The organism is Umezawaea sp. (assembly GCF_057122925.1).
Window position 1 is genome coordinate 1 of record NZ_DBNGPQ010000166.1, and the last position, 15311, is coordinate 15311.

A 15311-nucleotide genomic window follows, 5' to 3' on the forward strand; every position below is an offset into this window, starting at 1 on the left:
AACCGCTTCGTGAGCGACCCGGCGAAGTTGTCGTGGAAGAACGCCGCGTCCTTGCCCAGCAGCTCGTCCACCGCGAACGCCGACAGGTTCTCGATCCCGCGCCCGTCCACGCGGTTGAGGCAGTGGACACCGAGGCGCCACAACACCTCCGAGAGCAGCATCAGCCCGCCGAAGGCCAGCAGGTGCGGCAGCACGTCACGGCCACCCCCGGCCAGGTGCGCCACGAGGGCGCCCACCGCCAGCGGTGCCAGGTAGACCCGGCACGTCACGCTCAGCGCGGGCACCACGAGCACCCCCGCCGCCATGGCGCCGTGGCGCCGCAACTCCTTCCCGTACAGGCGCAGGGCGAGCAGCACCGCGCTCCTGCGGACCGGCTTCTCCGCTTCCGGCGGGACCATCCGACTCCCTTCAGGGGGCACCTCGGCCTGCTCATCGTGCAGCAGGGCGACGTCCGGGAACGCCGCTGTCCAGTGACGTCATTCGAAGCGAGGTGGACACTTCCGCCGCCGGGGCGCCGTCGCTAGGGTTCCCAGCCGACAGGTCGGTGTCGAGCGGGATCGTCGGTACGGGGGTGCTCGATCGTGAGGGCGGTGGGTGCGGCACCACAGGGAGCCAGGGCCTCCGCCGCCGGTCTCACCGTGTGGCTGACGGGCCTGCCCAGCGCGGGGAAGTCCACCATCGCCGACGGCGTGGCCGCCCGCCTGCGGGCCGAGGGGCGGCGGGTCGAGGTGCTGGACGGCGACGAGGTCCGGACGAACCTCACCAGGGACCTCGGGTTCAGCAGGTCGGACCGCGAGGAGAACGTGCGGCGCATCGGCTTCGTCGCGAGCCTGCTCGCCAGGCACGGCGTCATCACCCTCGTGCCCGTGATCGCCCCGTACGCGTCGAGCAGGCACCAGGTCCGCTCCGGACACACCGACCTCGGTCTCGACTTCGTCGAGACGTACGTGGCGACCCCGGTGTCGGTGTGCAGCAGCAGGGACGTCAAGGGGCTGTACGCGCTCCAGCGCGACGGCGGGCTCAGCGGGCTCACCGGCGTCGACGACCCCTACGAAGCACCCGCCGAACCGGACCTCGTCGTCCAGGCCCACATCCAGACACCGGAGGAGTCGATCGACACCGTGCACGCCTTCGTGCTCACCAGGATCCCACGATGACCGCCCGCGCCGAACGGCGCCCGCTCCCCGCCGCCGTGCTCGTGGCGCTGGTGCTCGGCTGCGCCGCGCTGGGCACGTGGTTCGCGGTCCTGGTCAACGGCGCCAAGCCCGACTGGCTGGAGGACCTCGCCGTCTACGTCGGCGGCGGCCAGGCGGTGACCAGCGGCGAACCGCTGTACCAACTGGTCGTCCCGCCCTTCGGCTACCAGTTCACCTACCCGCCGTTCGCGGCGCTCCTGTTCATCCCGCTGTCCCTCGTGGGCGCGGGCGCGCTGAAGATCGCCTGGACGTTCGTCGGCGTGCTGCTCCTCGAAGTGGTGCTGCTGCTCTCGCTGCGCTGGGTCCGATCGGGACCGGCTCGCGGGCACGTCGCGCTGGCCGCGGTCGTCGCGCTGGCCGCGATGTGGCTCGGACCGGTGCGCTCCACGCTGGAGACCGGCCAGGTCAACCTTCTGCTGGTGGCGCTGGTCCTCGCGGACTTCACCCTGCTGTCCCGGTCGAGGGCGATGGGCGTCGGCATCGGCCTGGCCGTGGCGATCAAGCTGACCCCCGGCGTGTTCCTGGTGTACCTCCTGCTGACCCGCCGCTTCCGGCCCGCGCTGACGGCCGTGGCGACCTTCCTGGCCACGGTGCTGCTCAGCCTGGCGGTGCTGCCCTCGGACACCCTGAAGTACTGGGGCGGTGTGTTCGTCGACGCCGACCGCGTCGCCATCACCCAGCACCGGTTCCAGCAGTCGTTGCGCGGTGTCGTCGCGCGCGTCGCCCACTCCACGGACACGACGCTCGTCTGGGCCTGCCTGGCCGTCGTCCTCGCCGTGCTGGGCCTGGTGCTGGCGGTCAGGCTGTGGCGGCGCGGACAGGACCAGTGGGGCGTGCTGGTGACCGCCGGTGTCGGCCTGGTCGTCTCCCCCGTGTCCTGGGAGCACCACTGGGTGTGGGTCGTGCCGGGGCTGGTGTTCCTGGCCGCCGCGGTCCGCACGCCGCTGGGGTGGGCGGGCTGGGGCGTGGTCGTCGCGGCCATCGCGCTGCGGCCGTACGCCTGGGCCGTTCCGCGCGATCCCGCGGAGGCCCTGCGCATCAGCGATCCGCTCACGCAGGTCGCCGCGAGCTGGCTGCCGCTGCTCGCGGTGCTGGTCGCGGTGGCCCTGGCCGTGAGGTCGGGGGTCAGCGGGCCGCCGACCGGTGCAGAACTCCCGTCAGACAGCCGAGAGCTCCGGCGGCTTTGACGTACTCGCCCACGTCCACCACGTGGGTGCTCACCCCCGCCGCCTCGATGCGCTCGCGGAGCACCGGGGCGGCGGTGGGCATCAGCACCCGTCCCGGTGCCAGCGCGACCAGGTTCATGCCGCGGGCGGTCAGGAGTTCCCCGTCGGGCGGCACCTCCACGACCCGGTAGCCGCGGTCGCGGAGCAGGGTGCGCAGGCCGGGTCCCGCGGCGGCGGCGTGGACGGCGGCGAGCCCGTGGTCCAGGAACACGACGCTGCCGAGGAGGTGCTGGACGCCCGGTCCGAGGCGCACCTCGACCACGTCCACGCCGTACCCGCGCAGCGCTCCCGCGACCGCACGGGCACCCGCGGCGTTCGTCCGGAACCCGACGCCGACCACCACGGTCGTCCGGTCCAGCCACAGCGCGTCGGCGCCCTCGAAGGTGGCGGTGCCGGTGACCGTGCGCTCGATCGGCACGCCGAGCGCGGCCAGTGCCCGCGCGACGACCGGCTCCTCCCCCGCCCGCTGCGCCGAGGCCATGCGGGCCACCACCGCGCCGCCGGGGGTCATGAAGAACAGGTCCCTCGCGAAGACGACGTTCGGCGAGACCGGCGCGTCCGGCTCGACCCAGTGCACGCGGACGCCGTGCTCCTCGTAGGCGGAGGCGACCCCCCGCGCCTGCTCGCGGATCAGGCCGAGGTCGACGGGCCCCACCATGAGGTTGGCGCGCGCGTCGGCCGCCGAGGCCATGCTGTCCGGTGGGCGCACCAGCACCACCGCCCGCAACGGGTCGACCTCGCTCGTGCACCCGCACTCGGTCCAGATCCGTCCCAGTTCGGCGGCGTGCGCCGCGCTCCTCGGCCGCCACCCCGGACCGCCGTGGGTGCTGAGCCCGTCAGATCCAGTGCGCGGAATCGCCATACCCGAGCCCCTCCGCCGTCCGCAGGACGTCCTGGACCAGCACCTCGTGGATCTCCTCCGCACGGCGCCGCCACCGGCCGGGCGACGGCGGCGCCGTCGTGACCACCGGGTCGAGCCCGTCCCGGACCGCGCGGGCGAAGGCGCCGTCGAACGGGATCCCCAGCCAGTCGCACAGCCGGGCCAGGCACCGCGTCCTGCTCTCCGGCCCCGACACCAGGTCCTCGTAGCGCACCCGGACGCTGTCGATCCCGCCGTCGCGCACGGCGTCGAGGACCGCCTCGTGCGCCGAGCGCCACTGGAACGCGCACACGGAGGTGAGCGGCGACCCGGTGTGGTGCCGCCACCCCGGCGGCAGGTCGAACTTCCACCACCAGCGGTCCTGCGGGCACTCGTCGGCGTAACCGGCGATGCGCAGCGGCTCGGGCATCCGGTGGGCGTGGAAACCGGGGTGGCGCCAGCCGTCGACCAGCCCGTTGATCGACGCCGCCGGGTTGCGGGTCAGGTGGACGACCCGCAGGCGCGCGTTCGGGAACATGGCGCGCAGGAACCCGAGCCGGTAGGCGTTGCTCGGTGTCTTCACCACCAGCGGTTTGGTGTCGCAGTCGCGTTCGTCGGCCCGCCGCCACGCGCGCAGCGCCACGAAGGGCGGTTCCTCGACCAGCCTGTCGCCGGGTGCGCCGCGCGGCGGTCGCACCGCGGCCGTTCCCGGCAGGTCGTAGTACCGGTGGTCCACGGCGTACCCGTCCCCGGCGAGGTCGTGCAGGAGCTCCCGCTGGAACCGGCCGCCGTCGCGGAGTTCGCCCGCGTCCCACCCGGACTCCCGCCTGACCCGGTCGAGCACCCGCCTGCCCGCCCGCACCACGCACTGCGGGTCGAAGTCGACCGACGGCCACTGCACGGCCAGCCGCCACGCCACGTCGAGCAGGTGCTCCTCGTCGTCCACGCGGGCGGCGGGCGTGCCCGCGTCCAGCGCCAGCTCCTCGTCGAGCAGTCGGCGGCGCGCTCGCGGCAGTGCGTGCCAGTGCCGGGGTTCGAGCCGGTCGTCGTCGCCGGAGTCCGGGTAGTCCAGACCGGCCAGCCGCAGGAACGGGTTGATCTCCGCCCGCAGGTGCAGCAGGTCGGGCGACTCGCGCAGCAGGTCGGTGAACATGCTCGACCCGCCGCGCGAACTCGACGCCACGACGACGAGTTCGCCGATCCGCTCGGTGAAGGCGGGCACGGCCGCACCGCGCAGGCCGCGCAGCACGGCGAGCCGCTGGTCGAACGACGGGGGTGAGACCTCGGTGCGGGCGGTCATCGGCGTCAGCCGAGCGGCTTGCGCAGGGAGTAGACGCACCAGCGCCACCTGTCCCGCACCGAGCCGTCCGACCGCACCTCGAACGGGTGCACGGCCCGCACCTCGGCGGGAGCGTCGTAGTAGAGGCGGCGGATCTCGCTGCGGTGGGCGGGAGTCGTCTCGTGGGTGTCGATCCACAGGTCGATGGACTCCCAGAGGAAGTACTCCTCCATCCTGAGGTCGACGAAGCCCGCGTCGAGCAGCAGCGCCCGGAACTCCTGCTCCCGGAACATCTGGAACAGCAGCGGCTGCTTCTTCTTGAAGATCCGGAACATCCAGAACGCGTCCTCGTCGGTGTAGGGCACGATCTGGCCGACGATGAACTGGCCGCCGGGCCGCAGCACCCGGAAGACCTCCGCGAGGGGCTTCTCCGGCTGCGGGAGCAGGTGCAGCACCTCCCGGTTGACGACCAGCCCGAAGGAGCCGTCCCCGTACGGCAGGTCGTAGACCGTGCCCTGGTCGACCCGGTCGAGCCGGTCGGAGGCCAGCCGGACCATCTCCGGGGTGATGTCGAGGCCGATCATCTCGCCGACCCTGCCCGCGAAGGCGTTGCCGACGACACCGCTGCCGCAGCAGACGTCCAGCATCCTGGTGTCGGCGGGCACGTCGCACAGGTCCGCGTGCTTGGCGAGCAGGCCGTCGTCGGTCAGCCACGAGCACGAGTCGTGCCAGTTGCGCGAGCGGATGCCGAACTGGCGCTGGTAGACCGCGTAGTCGATCTCCAGCTCACGGGGTCGGTGGCGGGCCGTCCGGCCCGCCAGGCGCGCGGCGAGCCGTGCCCTGGTGGCGTCCAGAGCCCTGGCGACGACCCGGCGCCCGAGGTCGGGATCGTCCAGCAGCGCCTGCCACAGCGCGCGTTCGACCACTCCCTTCAGGACGTGCGCGACCTCCGGGGTCCGCAGGCGCTGCTTGACCTGCCCGTCGAAGCGCGGCGCGTCCATGCGCACGATCATCGCCGCGGTCAGGCCCTCCAGGATGTCGACGGTCGTGATCCGCTCACCCGCGACCGTGTCCAGCATCCCGTTGTCGGCGGCGTACCGGTTGACGGCCGAGGCCAGCCCGGCGCGCAACCCCTCCACGTGCGACCCGCCCTGCCGGGTGCGGACGCCGTTGACGAAGCTCCAGACCTCCTCCTCGTAGCCCTCGGTCCACCACAGCGCGATCTCGACCGCCAGCGAGCCCGACCGCTCGTCCACCACGACCGGTGCGGGGTGGACGACGGTCGCGTGCCGGTTGCGGTGTTCGAGCAGCCCCCGAACCCCGTCCCGGTGCAGGAACGCGTCCTCCCGCCCGGTGCGCTCGTCGGTGAAGCGCACGCGCAGACCGGGGTGCAGGAACGCCACCTCCTCCATCCGGTCCGCGATGGTGGCCGCGTCGAACCGGTGCTCGCCGAACACCGCGTCGTCCGGGCCGAACCGGATCAGCGTGCCCCGGCCGGTCGAGCCGTCGACCCGGACGGGGTCGCCCTCGGGTTCGCCGCGCGCGAAGTTCTGCCACACGTGCTCCCCGTCGCGCCAGACGTCGAGCGCCAACCACCGGGACAGCGCGTTGACGCAGCACAGGCCCACGCCGTGCAGCCCGGCCGAGGTGGCGTAGGAGTCGCCCCCGAACTTGCCGCCGGAGTGCAGCGTGGTCAGCACGACCTCGCAGGCCGGACGGCCCGTCTCCGGGTGCGGGTCGGTCGGGATGCCCCGGCCGTCGTCGCGCACCGAGCACGAGCCGTCGTCGTGCACGGTCACGTGGACGTCCCCGCAGTGGCCCGCCTCGTGCTCGTCCACGGCGTTGTCGACGAGTTCGAACACGAGGTGGTGCAACCCGTCGGCGTCGGTGGAACCCACGTACATCGAGGGGTTGCGGCGGACGGCCTCCAACCCGGAGAAGACCACGATGGACGCGGCGGCGTAGTCGCCGGTGAGCACGATCGGGCCCACCTCCCCGATCCTGGTGTCGTCGGTCGTCATCGCACTCACTCCAGGTCGGGTCCGGTGGGCGCCGAGGCGAAGGCGTGCTCGGTCAGCTGGGCGAGCACGCGCTCGAACTTGGCCGTGTGGGCGTTCTTCAGCGCGGCGACGGTGGTCAGCCACCCGGCCACGTCGGCCAACCCCTCGGCGTGCGCTGCCGCCACCAGCTCGGGGTAGGACTCGGTGGCGTCCCGCAGGACCCCGCTCACCGCCGAGGCGACGTTCAGCTCCGTCTCGCCGATCGGTTCGTCCGTCGTGGCGTCACCGGCGTACCGCAGGAAGTCCAGGTGCCCGTGCGCGGCGCACTCGGCGCTCCGCGCCGCCTCGGTGAACAGCCTGGCGGCCTCGGCGTGCCCCTCGACCTCGGCGACCTGGGCGAAGTAGGTGTAGCGCACCACGGCGACCGCCTCGGCGGCGAACGCCGCCCGCAGTCCGGGGTGCAGCCTCGTGCTCGGTCCAGTCATCGTCCCCCCGCGCTCTCACGTCCGGCGCTTGTGCCCGACCGTCACCATGAACAGCATGTTGTCGACGATGCGCCCCCCGGTCTCCTCGACCGAGTGCAGCCGCCTGAAGTCGTCGGACGCGGTCCGGTAGACCTCGCGGATCGCCTCCCGCCTGCTCTCGTCGATGGCCCCGTTGTCGGACCACACGTCGACGTCCTCGACCGAGACGTACCGGTACGACTCGACCGGGTTGCACCCCTGCGACTCCAGGAGGTGGGCGGGCTGCCGCGGCAGGAAGAAGTGCCGCCGCACCGGGTTGCGCAGCCTCAGCACCTCGAAGTACTCGTCGCGGTCGCGCTCGCCGTAGGCGCAGAGGTCGACCAGGACCACCCGGCCGCCGGGCCGGGTCACCCGCACCATCTCGCGCACCGCGTCGGGCAGGTCCATGAACTGGATGCCCTGGCGGCAGACCACGACGTCGAACTCGCCGTCGTCGAACGGCAGCGCCTCCGCCCTCCCGATGTGCAGCCGGGAGAGGTGCGGTGCGGCCTGGACGGCCATCGCCTCGGTGACGTCCACACCGACCACCTCGGCGACCCGGCCCGCGAACAGCCTCGACACCAGGCCGGTGCCGCAGGCCACGTCGAGCACCCGGTCCGACGGGCACGGCCTGGCCGAGCGGAGGACGAGGTCGCCGAGGTCGTCGTCCGTGCACCACGAACTCGACCTGTCGTACCTGCCCGCCCGCGCGGAGAAGTGGTCGACCACCGACTGCCCCTCACCGTTCACGACATGTCCTCCCTCGGTCGGACGCGGTTGTACCGGCCCGCGGTTCGGTGGCCGGGCACGCGGGAGCGGAGCCGTGCCCTGACCCTCAGCCAGGCGACCGTGGCGTCACGCGCGAGCCGCTGCCGCGCGTTGTCGTCCCGCCGCAGCGAACGCGCCTCGACGAGGACGCGCGTCCCGAAGTCCCGCAGGCGCACGTCGAGCGCGGACGGCAGCACGACCGGCGTGCGGCGCGGACCGACCTCGTAGCCGAGCCTGCTCATCCCACGACCCGCGATCTCCTCGACCACCGCGCGCTCCGCGGGGGTCAGTCCGTGCCGGTGCGCCCCCACGCTGGTGGTGGTGATCGGCGACCCGGCGTTGCGCCAGGACTCCGCCAGCGCCGACGTCCGCCGGGCGGCGGGCGACGTGTGGTGGGCGAACATCGCCTCCTCGACCGGTTCGCCGAGGAACGCGCACAGCCGCCCGACCTCCACGCCCGGTCCGGACACGAGGTCCTCGTAGCGCAGCAGGTGCACGACCGCGGGGCCGTGCCGGTCGAGCGCGGCCAGCCCCCGGTCCTGCTGGCGCGCCCAGAGCGCCGCGGTCCGGGCCGGGTGGTAGTGGCAGAACACCGACCGCCGGGCGGAGGCCGCCACGTCGCGCGGGTCGCGCACCAGCAGGACGAACCGGGCGTCGGGCCGTTCCGCGAGGACCTCGTCCACGTGGTCGACGGTGAAGGTGCTCTTGCAGCCCCAGCGGGCCTTGCCCTCGGCGGCGCGGTACTGGTCGTAGATCGCCGCGACGACGCCGAACACGGACCTGCCCGCCTCCCGGACGACCCGCTCGACGTCGACCGGGTGCTCCCAGGGGTGCGGGTGCACCCGCAGCAGCAGCACCGCGTCCGCCACCAGCGAGCGCAGGTTGGCGTCCTCCCGCAGGTCGCCGTAGGAGTCCGCGAGCGGCGCCAGGTAGCGCAGGAAGTGCGGCGGGTGCGGCACGGCGACGCGCGGGTGGGCGTTGAGCACGAGGCGCAGCAGGTTGGAGCCCGAGCGCTCCGTCCCGATGATCAGCACGGGCCCGTCGCCCGGTGCGGCGTCCGTCATGGACTGCCCGCGCCGGGTTCGAGCCACCGGTGTCGTTCGATCCCCACTCGGCCTCCTCCCCGCCCCGTGGCGGCGCTCAGTTCGCGGGCGCGGACTTCGCCATCGTCTTGGCACCGCACTCCACGAGGCTGCTGCCCCTGCTCGCGACCTCGGGGTCGGCGCACTTGTCCAACGTGAAGCGGTCGGCGTCCGGCACCATCACCGGGCCCGCGGAACTCCACCTGCTCCGCCACCCCTTCCCCGCGTACGACGTCGACCGCGCCTTGCCGTCGTCGGGCTGCGGGTGGAAGTACTGGAAGTGCTCGGGGTAGTGCTTGAAGTCCATGACCGGGCCGGGCTCGTAGGCGTCGTAGATCCGCTTGTACGCGTCCCGGCAGGCCTGCTCGGACAGCTCGCTGACGTTGAGGAACTCGTCCTCGTGCAGGGCCTGCTCCACGGACAGCCAGTTCAGGTGGTCGATCTCCGAGCGGATCAGCCCCGAACCGAGCGCCTGCTTGTACACCGTGGTGCCCGGCATCGCGGACAGGTACTTCACCCTCGTCACGTGGTTGTAGCTCTCGGCGAACTCGACCATGTGGTCGAGCGACTCCTCGTTCTCGTTGGGCAGCCCCACGATGAGCAGCGCGCCGAACCTGACGTCCGCCTCGAACGTCGTGCGCATCGCGCGCACGGTGAGGTTCTCGCTGTTGCCCTTGCGGGCCTCGCGCAACACCTCCGACCCCAGCGACTCCACGCCGTAGAGGATGATGTCGGCGCCGGAGTCGCGCATCGCGGTGGCGCGCTCCTTGTCCATGTCGGCGCACCGGGTCAGGCAGGTCCAGCGCAGGTCGTGGTCCTTGATCACGTCGCAGACCTCCACGGTCTGCCTGCGGTGCGAGCTGAACGTCAGGTCGACGAAGAAGGAGAAGTCGATGCCGTACTGGGACTTCAGCCACGCCAGGTCGCGGTCGAGCTTCTCCGGGGACTTCGCCCGCACCTGCGGGGTCGTGCGGTAGCAGAAGGAGCAGTCCATCTTGCAGCCCCTGCTGTACGAGGAGATGATCTGCGGCTGCAACCCCATGGGGCTGTGCGCCTGCGGCCACAGGTCCAGCCGCATCCTCGGCAGCGCGTCGAGGTCCATCATCTGGCCGCGCGGGCGGGTCCGCTTGTTCTCGCCCTCCGGGGTGCGGTAGCAGATGCCGCGGATGGTCGGCAGGTCGGTGCTCCAGCGCCCCGCCGAGTAGCTCTCCATCAGCTCCAGGATGGTGATCTCACCCTCGCTGATGACCGCGACGTCGCACGCCGTGCTCTCCATGAACACGTGCGGGACGGACGTCACGAGCGAGCCGCCGCAGATGATCGGCACGTCCGGTTCGGCGAGCTTGACGCGGTCCATCAGCTCGCGGCACCACGGGAAGTTGTCCTCGAACGTGCAGAGCCCGAGCACGTCGGTCTGGCCCACGATCTGGTCGTAGGCCGCCTGGAGCGGGTCGGGGGTGTAGCGCACGTCGACGATCCGCACCGGGTAGCCGGCGTTGTGCAGCACGGTGCCGATGTACGTGGCGCCCTCGTAGGGGGAGGTCAGGAAGAACTCCCAGCCGCGCGGCATCGTGAACGGCGACGGTCCGACGACGAGCGTGAACCGCGGCAACGAGGGGTCCGTCGGCACGGGGGTGATGTCCTGCTCGCGCATCTGGGTCATGTACCGGTGGTCGACGAGATCGTTGGCGTCGGTGTACAGCTCAAGTGCCAGGGAAACCTTGCGTGCCATGACTTCACCCTCCCCGTCGGTGGATTCGGGAGCACGCCGCACCTCACCACGGCCGAAATCCGTTGTGCGCCAACGGGATCCCGTGACGGTGACGACGTTGGACGTCCACCCGGCAAGCTACCGGGATCGTCGCGCGAGGTCCAAGGCCCGGCGGTCGGCGGTGGACAGCCGACCGCCGCGGCGGACCGGGCGCTACTCCGGAGGAGCGGGGAGGGCCGCGTCCCCGCCGTCCTGCCCGACGACCAGCACCCGCGCGTCCAGCTCGTGCGGGTCGGCCACGAGGTCGTAGTGCTCCACGCGACCGCTCCCCCGGTGCCACACGACCTTGGTCCGGCCGTCGCCGTCGGCGAGCCGGATCGCGTGCAGCGGTTCGAGGTCCGGGTAGTCACCCGCCCGCGCCCGCTCCTCGGGGAAGTAGGTCTCGCAGTACGCGGGCCGGTCCGCGTGCGCCCGCCCCCGCAGCAGGGGTTCGAGGGACTCCCCGTCCGACGCCGTCCCCTCCAGCCCCAGCAGGTCCAGCACGGTGGGCATCACGTCGACCAGCCGGACCTGGGCCGCGACCTCGGCGCCCGAGGGCAGGCCGGGAGCGGCGAAGACCAGCGGGACGTGCTGCGTGGTGTCGAACAGCAGGCAGCCGTGCCCCTCCTCGTACGGGTGGCCGAGTTCCCCGGAGTGGTCGTTGGGGTACCACCCGGCCAGGTCCTCGCCGTGGTCGGAGAAGCAGACGACGAGCATCGAGTCCAGCGGGTGCCCGAGTTCCTCGATCCTCCGCAGCAGGCGGGACAGGTGGTGGTCGCTGAACGCGACCTCGCCCTCGTAGGGGTTGTCCACCTCGACGCCCACGTCCTCGGGCGGCTCGTACGGCCAGTGCGCGTCGAAGAAGTGGGCGAACAGGAAGAACGGGCCGTCCTGCTCCTCGACCCACCGGGCCGCGCGATCGGCCACGACGGGCGCGCGCTTGAGCGCGAGGCCCCGCATCTTCACGTCGCCGACCGTCAACGGGTTCCGCCCGTCGGGCAGCAGTGGTATCTCGTCGTCGTAGAAGTCGAACCCGCGGTCGAGGCCGTACCACTTGTCCAGGCCGGGGCAGGACACGACCGCGCCGGTGCGGTACCCCGCCGACCGGAGGCGCTCGGCCAGCGTGGGCACGTCGGGCCTGAGCTGCTCGCGCAGCAGGTGCCGGATGCCGTGGCCCGGCGGCTGGAGGCCGGTGAACACGGTGGCGTGGCTGATCGGGGTCAGCGGGGCCGACGAGATCGCCTGCGTGCAGGTCACGCCGCGCGCGCGGAGCGACTCGACACCGGGGAACCTGCCCGAGTAGGCGACGTCCGCCCGGAGGGTGTCCAGTGAGACGAACAGGACGTTGGGCTGCTGCACGATGATCCCCTCTTGCCGTGGGAAGGACGGCGCGCCGGACCCGGACGATCCACAGTGGACCGCCGCGTCGGGGCCCTGCCTACCGGAATCGTAGGTGGGCGGACACCGGTGTCAACGTGATCGACGACCACCGCGCGAGGCTCCCCACCCGGTCGACTACCGCGCGCGGCGGCGTCGGCCTACGTTGGTCTCCGGTGACCGGTTCCTGGCGGTTCCGACGACGATGGGAGCGCACCGGTGCGGATCGGCGACCACGACGCGGACGAGCTGACGACGGCGCTGCGGCGGCGGTACCCGGAGCGGGTGAGACCGGTCGGCTTCTACCCACTGCCGTCGCGGCGCGTCGAGCCGGGGCGGTTCGCCGCCGAGTACCGGCCGCGCCGGACGTCGCGCGCCCGGACCGGGCTGGTCTACGTCCACGTCCCGTTCTGCGCCCAGCGCTGCGACTTCTGCCGGTTCTACCCCGGCCACCACGTGGACGACGCGGCGAGCCGCTACGTCAGGACGGCGTTGGCGCAGCTGCGGCTCTGGCAGGACCTGGTCGGCGGCGACCGGGCGGCCGGTCCGGTGGAGGCGGTCTTCGTCGGAGGCGGGTCGCCGAGCGTGCTGTCGGCGGAGCAGCTGCACGACCTGCTGACGGGCATCCGCGGGATCATGCCGTTCGTCGACCTGCCCGAGATCACCGTGGAGTGGTACCCGCGCGACGCGACCGAGGAGAAGCTGGCCGCCGTGCGCGCGGCCGGGGCCACCCGGATCAGCCTGGGCGTGCAGACCTGGAACGCGGAGGTCTCGGCCGCCATGGGCGGTCACCACACCGCCGAGCAGGCGGACGCCGCGCTGGCGATGGCGCGCGACGCCGGGTTGCGCAACGTCAACATCGACCTGATGGCCAACATCCCCGGCCAGCGGCTCGACCAGCACCTGGAGGACGTGGCACGGGCGCTCGCCTGGCAGCCGGGCATGATCTCGTTCAACGCGCTGGAGGTCGCCGCCGGGACGCCGCTCGCGGCCAGGGCCGCGAAGACGTCGTTCGCCGAGAGCGACGACGACAAGCGGAGGTGGCTGGAGGCGACCCGGCGGACGCTGTTCGACCACGGGTACGCGCACCAGCGGGTGCGCAACTTCCACCGCCCAGGGGGCCTGCACCGCTACAACCGGCGCAGTGCCGGGGTGTCGTTCGACATCGTGCCCGTGGGGCCCGGTGCCTACGGCTACGTCGGCGGCTCGGCGGTGATGAACGAACTCGACCTGCGGGCGTGGACGGCGCGGGTGGAGGCGGGCGAGCTGCCGGTGGTGGGCCGGTCGACGCCGTCACCGGAGGAGGACCGGCGCGCGTTCGGGGTGTCGAGCTTCCTGGAGTTGCAGTTCGACGTGGACGACTACCGCGCGGAGTTCGGCTCCGACCCCCTCGCGGACTTCCCGTTCCTGGGCGACCTGCTGGACCTGGGCGCGGTGACGTCACTGGGCAGCCTGCTGCGCCTGCGGACGGACGCCGCTCCCTTCGGCGACGACGTCTGCGGCGAGTTCCACTCCCCCACCCAGCGCACCCTGTTCGACCGGCACCTGTCCATCGGACGCTCCAAGCAGGCCAACCAGTACTTCCCCCTCGCCACGACCCGACCCCACCGCCCCACCGACGACACTCAGATCCGGTAGCCCAACGACATCAGCCGCAGCCGCAGCCCCTCGGTCTGCTCGTCCACCGGCTCGCTCGCGCCCGTCCCCGGCCGGTCGTGCCCCCGCAGGTCCGCCAGCACCACGCCCTCGTGCTCGGGCAGCGGATCCACCCCGAACAGGTCCAGCACGGTGGGTGCGATGTCGAGCACGGACGACTCGGCGAGCCGACCCCGTGCGGTGATCCGCGGTCCCGCGGCGATCAGGATCCCCTCCGCGTGGTGGTCGCCCGCGCACCCCGTGCGCGCGGGGTCGACGACGTCGCCGATCGGGGCGACCAGCCGATCCTCCCCCGCGCCGTAGAAGCTGTAGACCTGGCAGAAGTACACGTCGGTCGCCGCCGGTACCGGGGTGAGGTCGGGGCCCGCCGCCGCGTGGGGGCCGCGGTACAGCTCGTCGCGGCGGAGCACGCGCTCCACCAGCGGTTCCCCGGAGGGACGGCGCAGGTCCAGGTACGCGGTGGTGAGCCGGTCCAGCAGCCGCGCGTGCTCCGCGTCCGAGACGACCGCGCCCGCGCCGCGCTCCCGGTTGATCCGCAGCTGGCCGTAGTCGGAGGTGCAGAAGACGCTGGTCCGGTCCCAGTCGATCGTGGAGAACCCCACGTTCGCGCCGGGGAAGCGGTCGCGGTGGCGCTCGAACAGCTCCGCGCGGAACGCCCGCCCCTCGCGGCGCAACCGCTCCACCAGCCGCGCGCACTCCCGCGCCGACGCGTCGGGACCGAGGACGACGGGCACCTGCTCGTCGGCGAGCCACGGGCCGAAGTGCAGGACGCCCAGCTCCCGCAGGAAGTTGTGCACCATGAGGAAGTCGTCGATCGGGCAGGAGCCGTGGTCGGACACCACGAGCACGTCGGTCTCGGGGTACAGGTCCAGGAAACGGCCGAGGAACTCGTCGGCGCTGCGGTAGGCCAGGTCGCGAGCCGGGTCTCCCGGCCGGGTCCGGTGCGCGATGTGGTCGGTCGCGAAGAGGTTCAGCTGCACGAACCCCGGCCGGTAGCGGTCGACCAGCGCGAAGAAGGAGTCGGCGCGGTGGCGCTCGACCTCCGTCCACCGCGCCGCCGCCGCGAGGGTGTCCTCGCCGTCGAGTCGCTCCGGCATCACCCGGTAGCGCCGGACGCCGTCCGGTGTCGGCTGGGCGACCTCGTCGAGCACGCCACGCGGGTAGGCGAGCAGGGGGTCGTCCTCGGGGGCCGACGACGGGCAGTCGAGCCCCGCGATGGTGAATCCGCGGACCGGCCTGGCCGGGTAGCTCATGGGCACGTTGACGACGCCGACGACGACGCCCGTGCCGGAGAGCACCTCCCAGTACCGGGCGCGCTCGACCCGCGCGCCGCTCGCGGGCACCAGTTCCCCCGAGCGCAGGTCGGGGTTCCACCAGCCGTACACGCCGTGCCCACCGGGGTTCACGCCGGTCGCCATCGACGTCCACGCCACCGGGGTCTGCCACGGCACGGTCGACACCAGCGGGCCGTGCGCGCCGAGGTCGAGCAGCCTGCGGAAGTTCGGCAGGACACCCCTGTCGACCATCGGCATGAGGACGTTGAACGACACGCCGTCCAGACCCACGACGGCGAGCTGGGGTGCGACCCTTGCAGCGGACACCTCGGCGTCCTCCC

Annotated in this window: 12 protein-coding genes and 1 pseudogene; 3 read left to right on the plus strand and 10 right to left on the minus strand. The window is 72.6% G+C overall.

The genetic code is table 11. The features are described from left to right. Window positions 1-398, minus strand: a pseudogene (locus tag AC156L_RS37045) (ABC transporter ATP-binding protein); the annotation flags it as partial. Between the two features lie 192 nt (window positions 399-590). On the opposite strand from AC156L_RS37045, the gene cysC reads away from it, so the two are divergent. After that, complete coding sequence (cysC, locus tag AC156L_RS37050) at window positions 591-1157, plus strand: adenylyl-sulfate kinase (protein ID WP_330877865.1); 567 nt, start codon at window positions 591-593, stop codon at window positions 1155-1157. Next, complete coding sequence (locus AC156L_RS37055) at window positions 1154-2383, plus strand: glycosyltransferase 87 family protein (RefSeq protein WP_330877866.1); 1230 nt, start codon at window positions 1154-1156, stop codon at window positions 2381-2383. The genes cysC and AC156L_RS37055 overlap by 4 nt, the downstream gene beginning before the upstream one ends. Here AC156L_RS37055 and AC156L_RS37060 read toward each other — a convergent pair. The 8 genes from AC156L_RS37060 to AC156L_RS37095 form a co-directional block, all read right to left on the minus strand. Continuing rightward, complete coding sequence (locus AC156L_RS37060; RefSeq protein WP_330877867.1) at window positions 2322-3284, minus strand: dimethylarginine dimethylaminohydrolase family protein; 963 nt, start codon at window positions 3282-3284, stop codon at window positions 2322-2324. The genes AC156L_RS37055 and AC156L_RS37060 overlap by 62 nt on opposite strands. Next, window positions 3259-4581, minus strand: a complete 1323-nt coding sequence (locus AC156L_RS37065; RefSeq protein WP_330877868.1) for a sulfotransferase family protein — start codon at window positions 4579-4581, stop codon at window positions 3259-3261. Before AC156L_RS37065 ends, AC156L_RS37060 begins: the two co-directional genes overlap by 26 nt. 5 nt (window positions 4582-4586) lie before the next feature. Beyond that, window positions 4587-6581 carry a methyltransferase domain-containing protein gene (locus AC156L_RS37070; protein ID WP_330877869.1) on the minus strand — a complete coding sequence of 665 codons (1995 nt, stop codon included), beginning with the start codon at window positions 6579-6581 and terminating at the stop codon, window positions 4587-4589. A gap of 5 nt (window positions 6582-6586) precedes the next feature. Beyond that, window positions 6587-7045: a ferritin family protein gene (locus tag AC156L_RS37075; protein ID WP_330877870.1), complete on the minus strand. Its 459-nt coding sequence runs from the start codon at window positions 7043-7045 to the stop codon at window positions 6587-6589. A gap of 15 nt (window positions 7046-7060) precedes the next feature. Beyond that, entirely contained in the window at window positions 7061-7813 is a 753-nt protein-coding gene (locus tag AC156L_RS37080) for a class I SAM-dependent methyltransferase (RefSeq protein ID WP_330877871.1), read from the minus strand. Further along, complete coding sequence (locus AC156L_RS37085) at window positions 7810-8895, minus strand: sulfotransferase family protein (RefSeq protein ID WP_330877872.1); 1086 nt, start codon at window positions 8893-8895, stop codon at window positions 7810-7812. Before AC156L_RS37085 ends, AC156L_RS37080 begins: the two co-directional genes overlap by 4 nt. Before the next feature lie 76 nt (window positions 8896-8971). Then, window positions 8972-10645, minus strand: coding sequence for a B12-binding domain-containing radical SAM protein (locus tag AC156L_RS37090; RefSeq protein WP_330877873.1), 1674 nt, complete (start codon window positions 10643-10645; stop codon window positions 8972-8974). Between the two features lie 192 nt (window positions 10646-10837). Beyond that, window positions 10838-12022, minus strand: coding sequence for a sulfatase (locus tag AC156L_RS37095; RefSeq protein WP_330877874.1), 1185 nt, complete (start codon window positions 12020-12022; stop codon window positions 10838-10840). Window positions 12023-12259: 237 nt separating this feature from the next. On the opposite strand from AC156L_RS37095, the gene AC156L_RS37100 reads away from it, so the two are divergent. Beyond that, window positions 12260-13678, plus strand: coding sequence for a coproporphyrinogen-III oxidase family protein (locus AC156L_RS37100; protein WP_330877875.1), 1419 nt, complete (start codon window positions 12260-12262; stop codon window positions 13676-13678). Here the strand turns inward: AC156L_RS37100 and AC156L_RS37105 are convergent. Then, window positions 13666-15297 carry an alkaline phosphatase family protein gene (locus AC156L_RS37105; RefSeq protein ID WP_330877876.1) on the minus strand — a complete coding sequence of 544 codons (1632 nt, stop codon included), beginning with the start codon at window positions 15295-15297 and terminating at the stop codon, window positions 13666-13668. The two genes, AC156L_RS37100 and AC156L_RS37105, sit on opposite strands and share 13 nt — an antisense overlap. Window positions 15298-15311 lie beyond the last annotated feature (14 nt).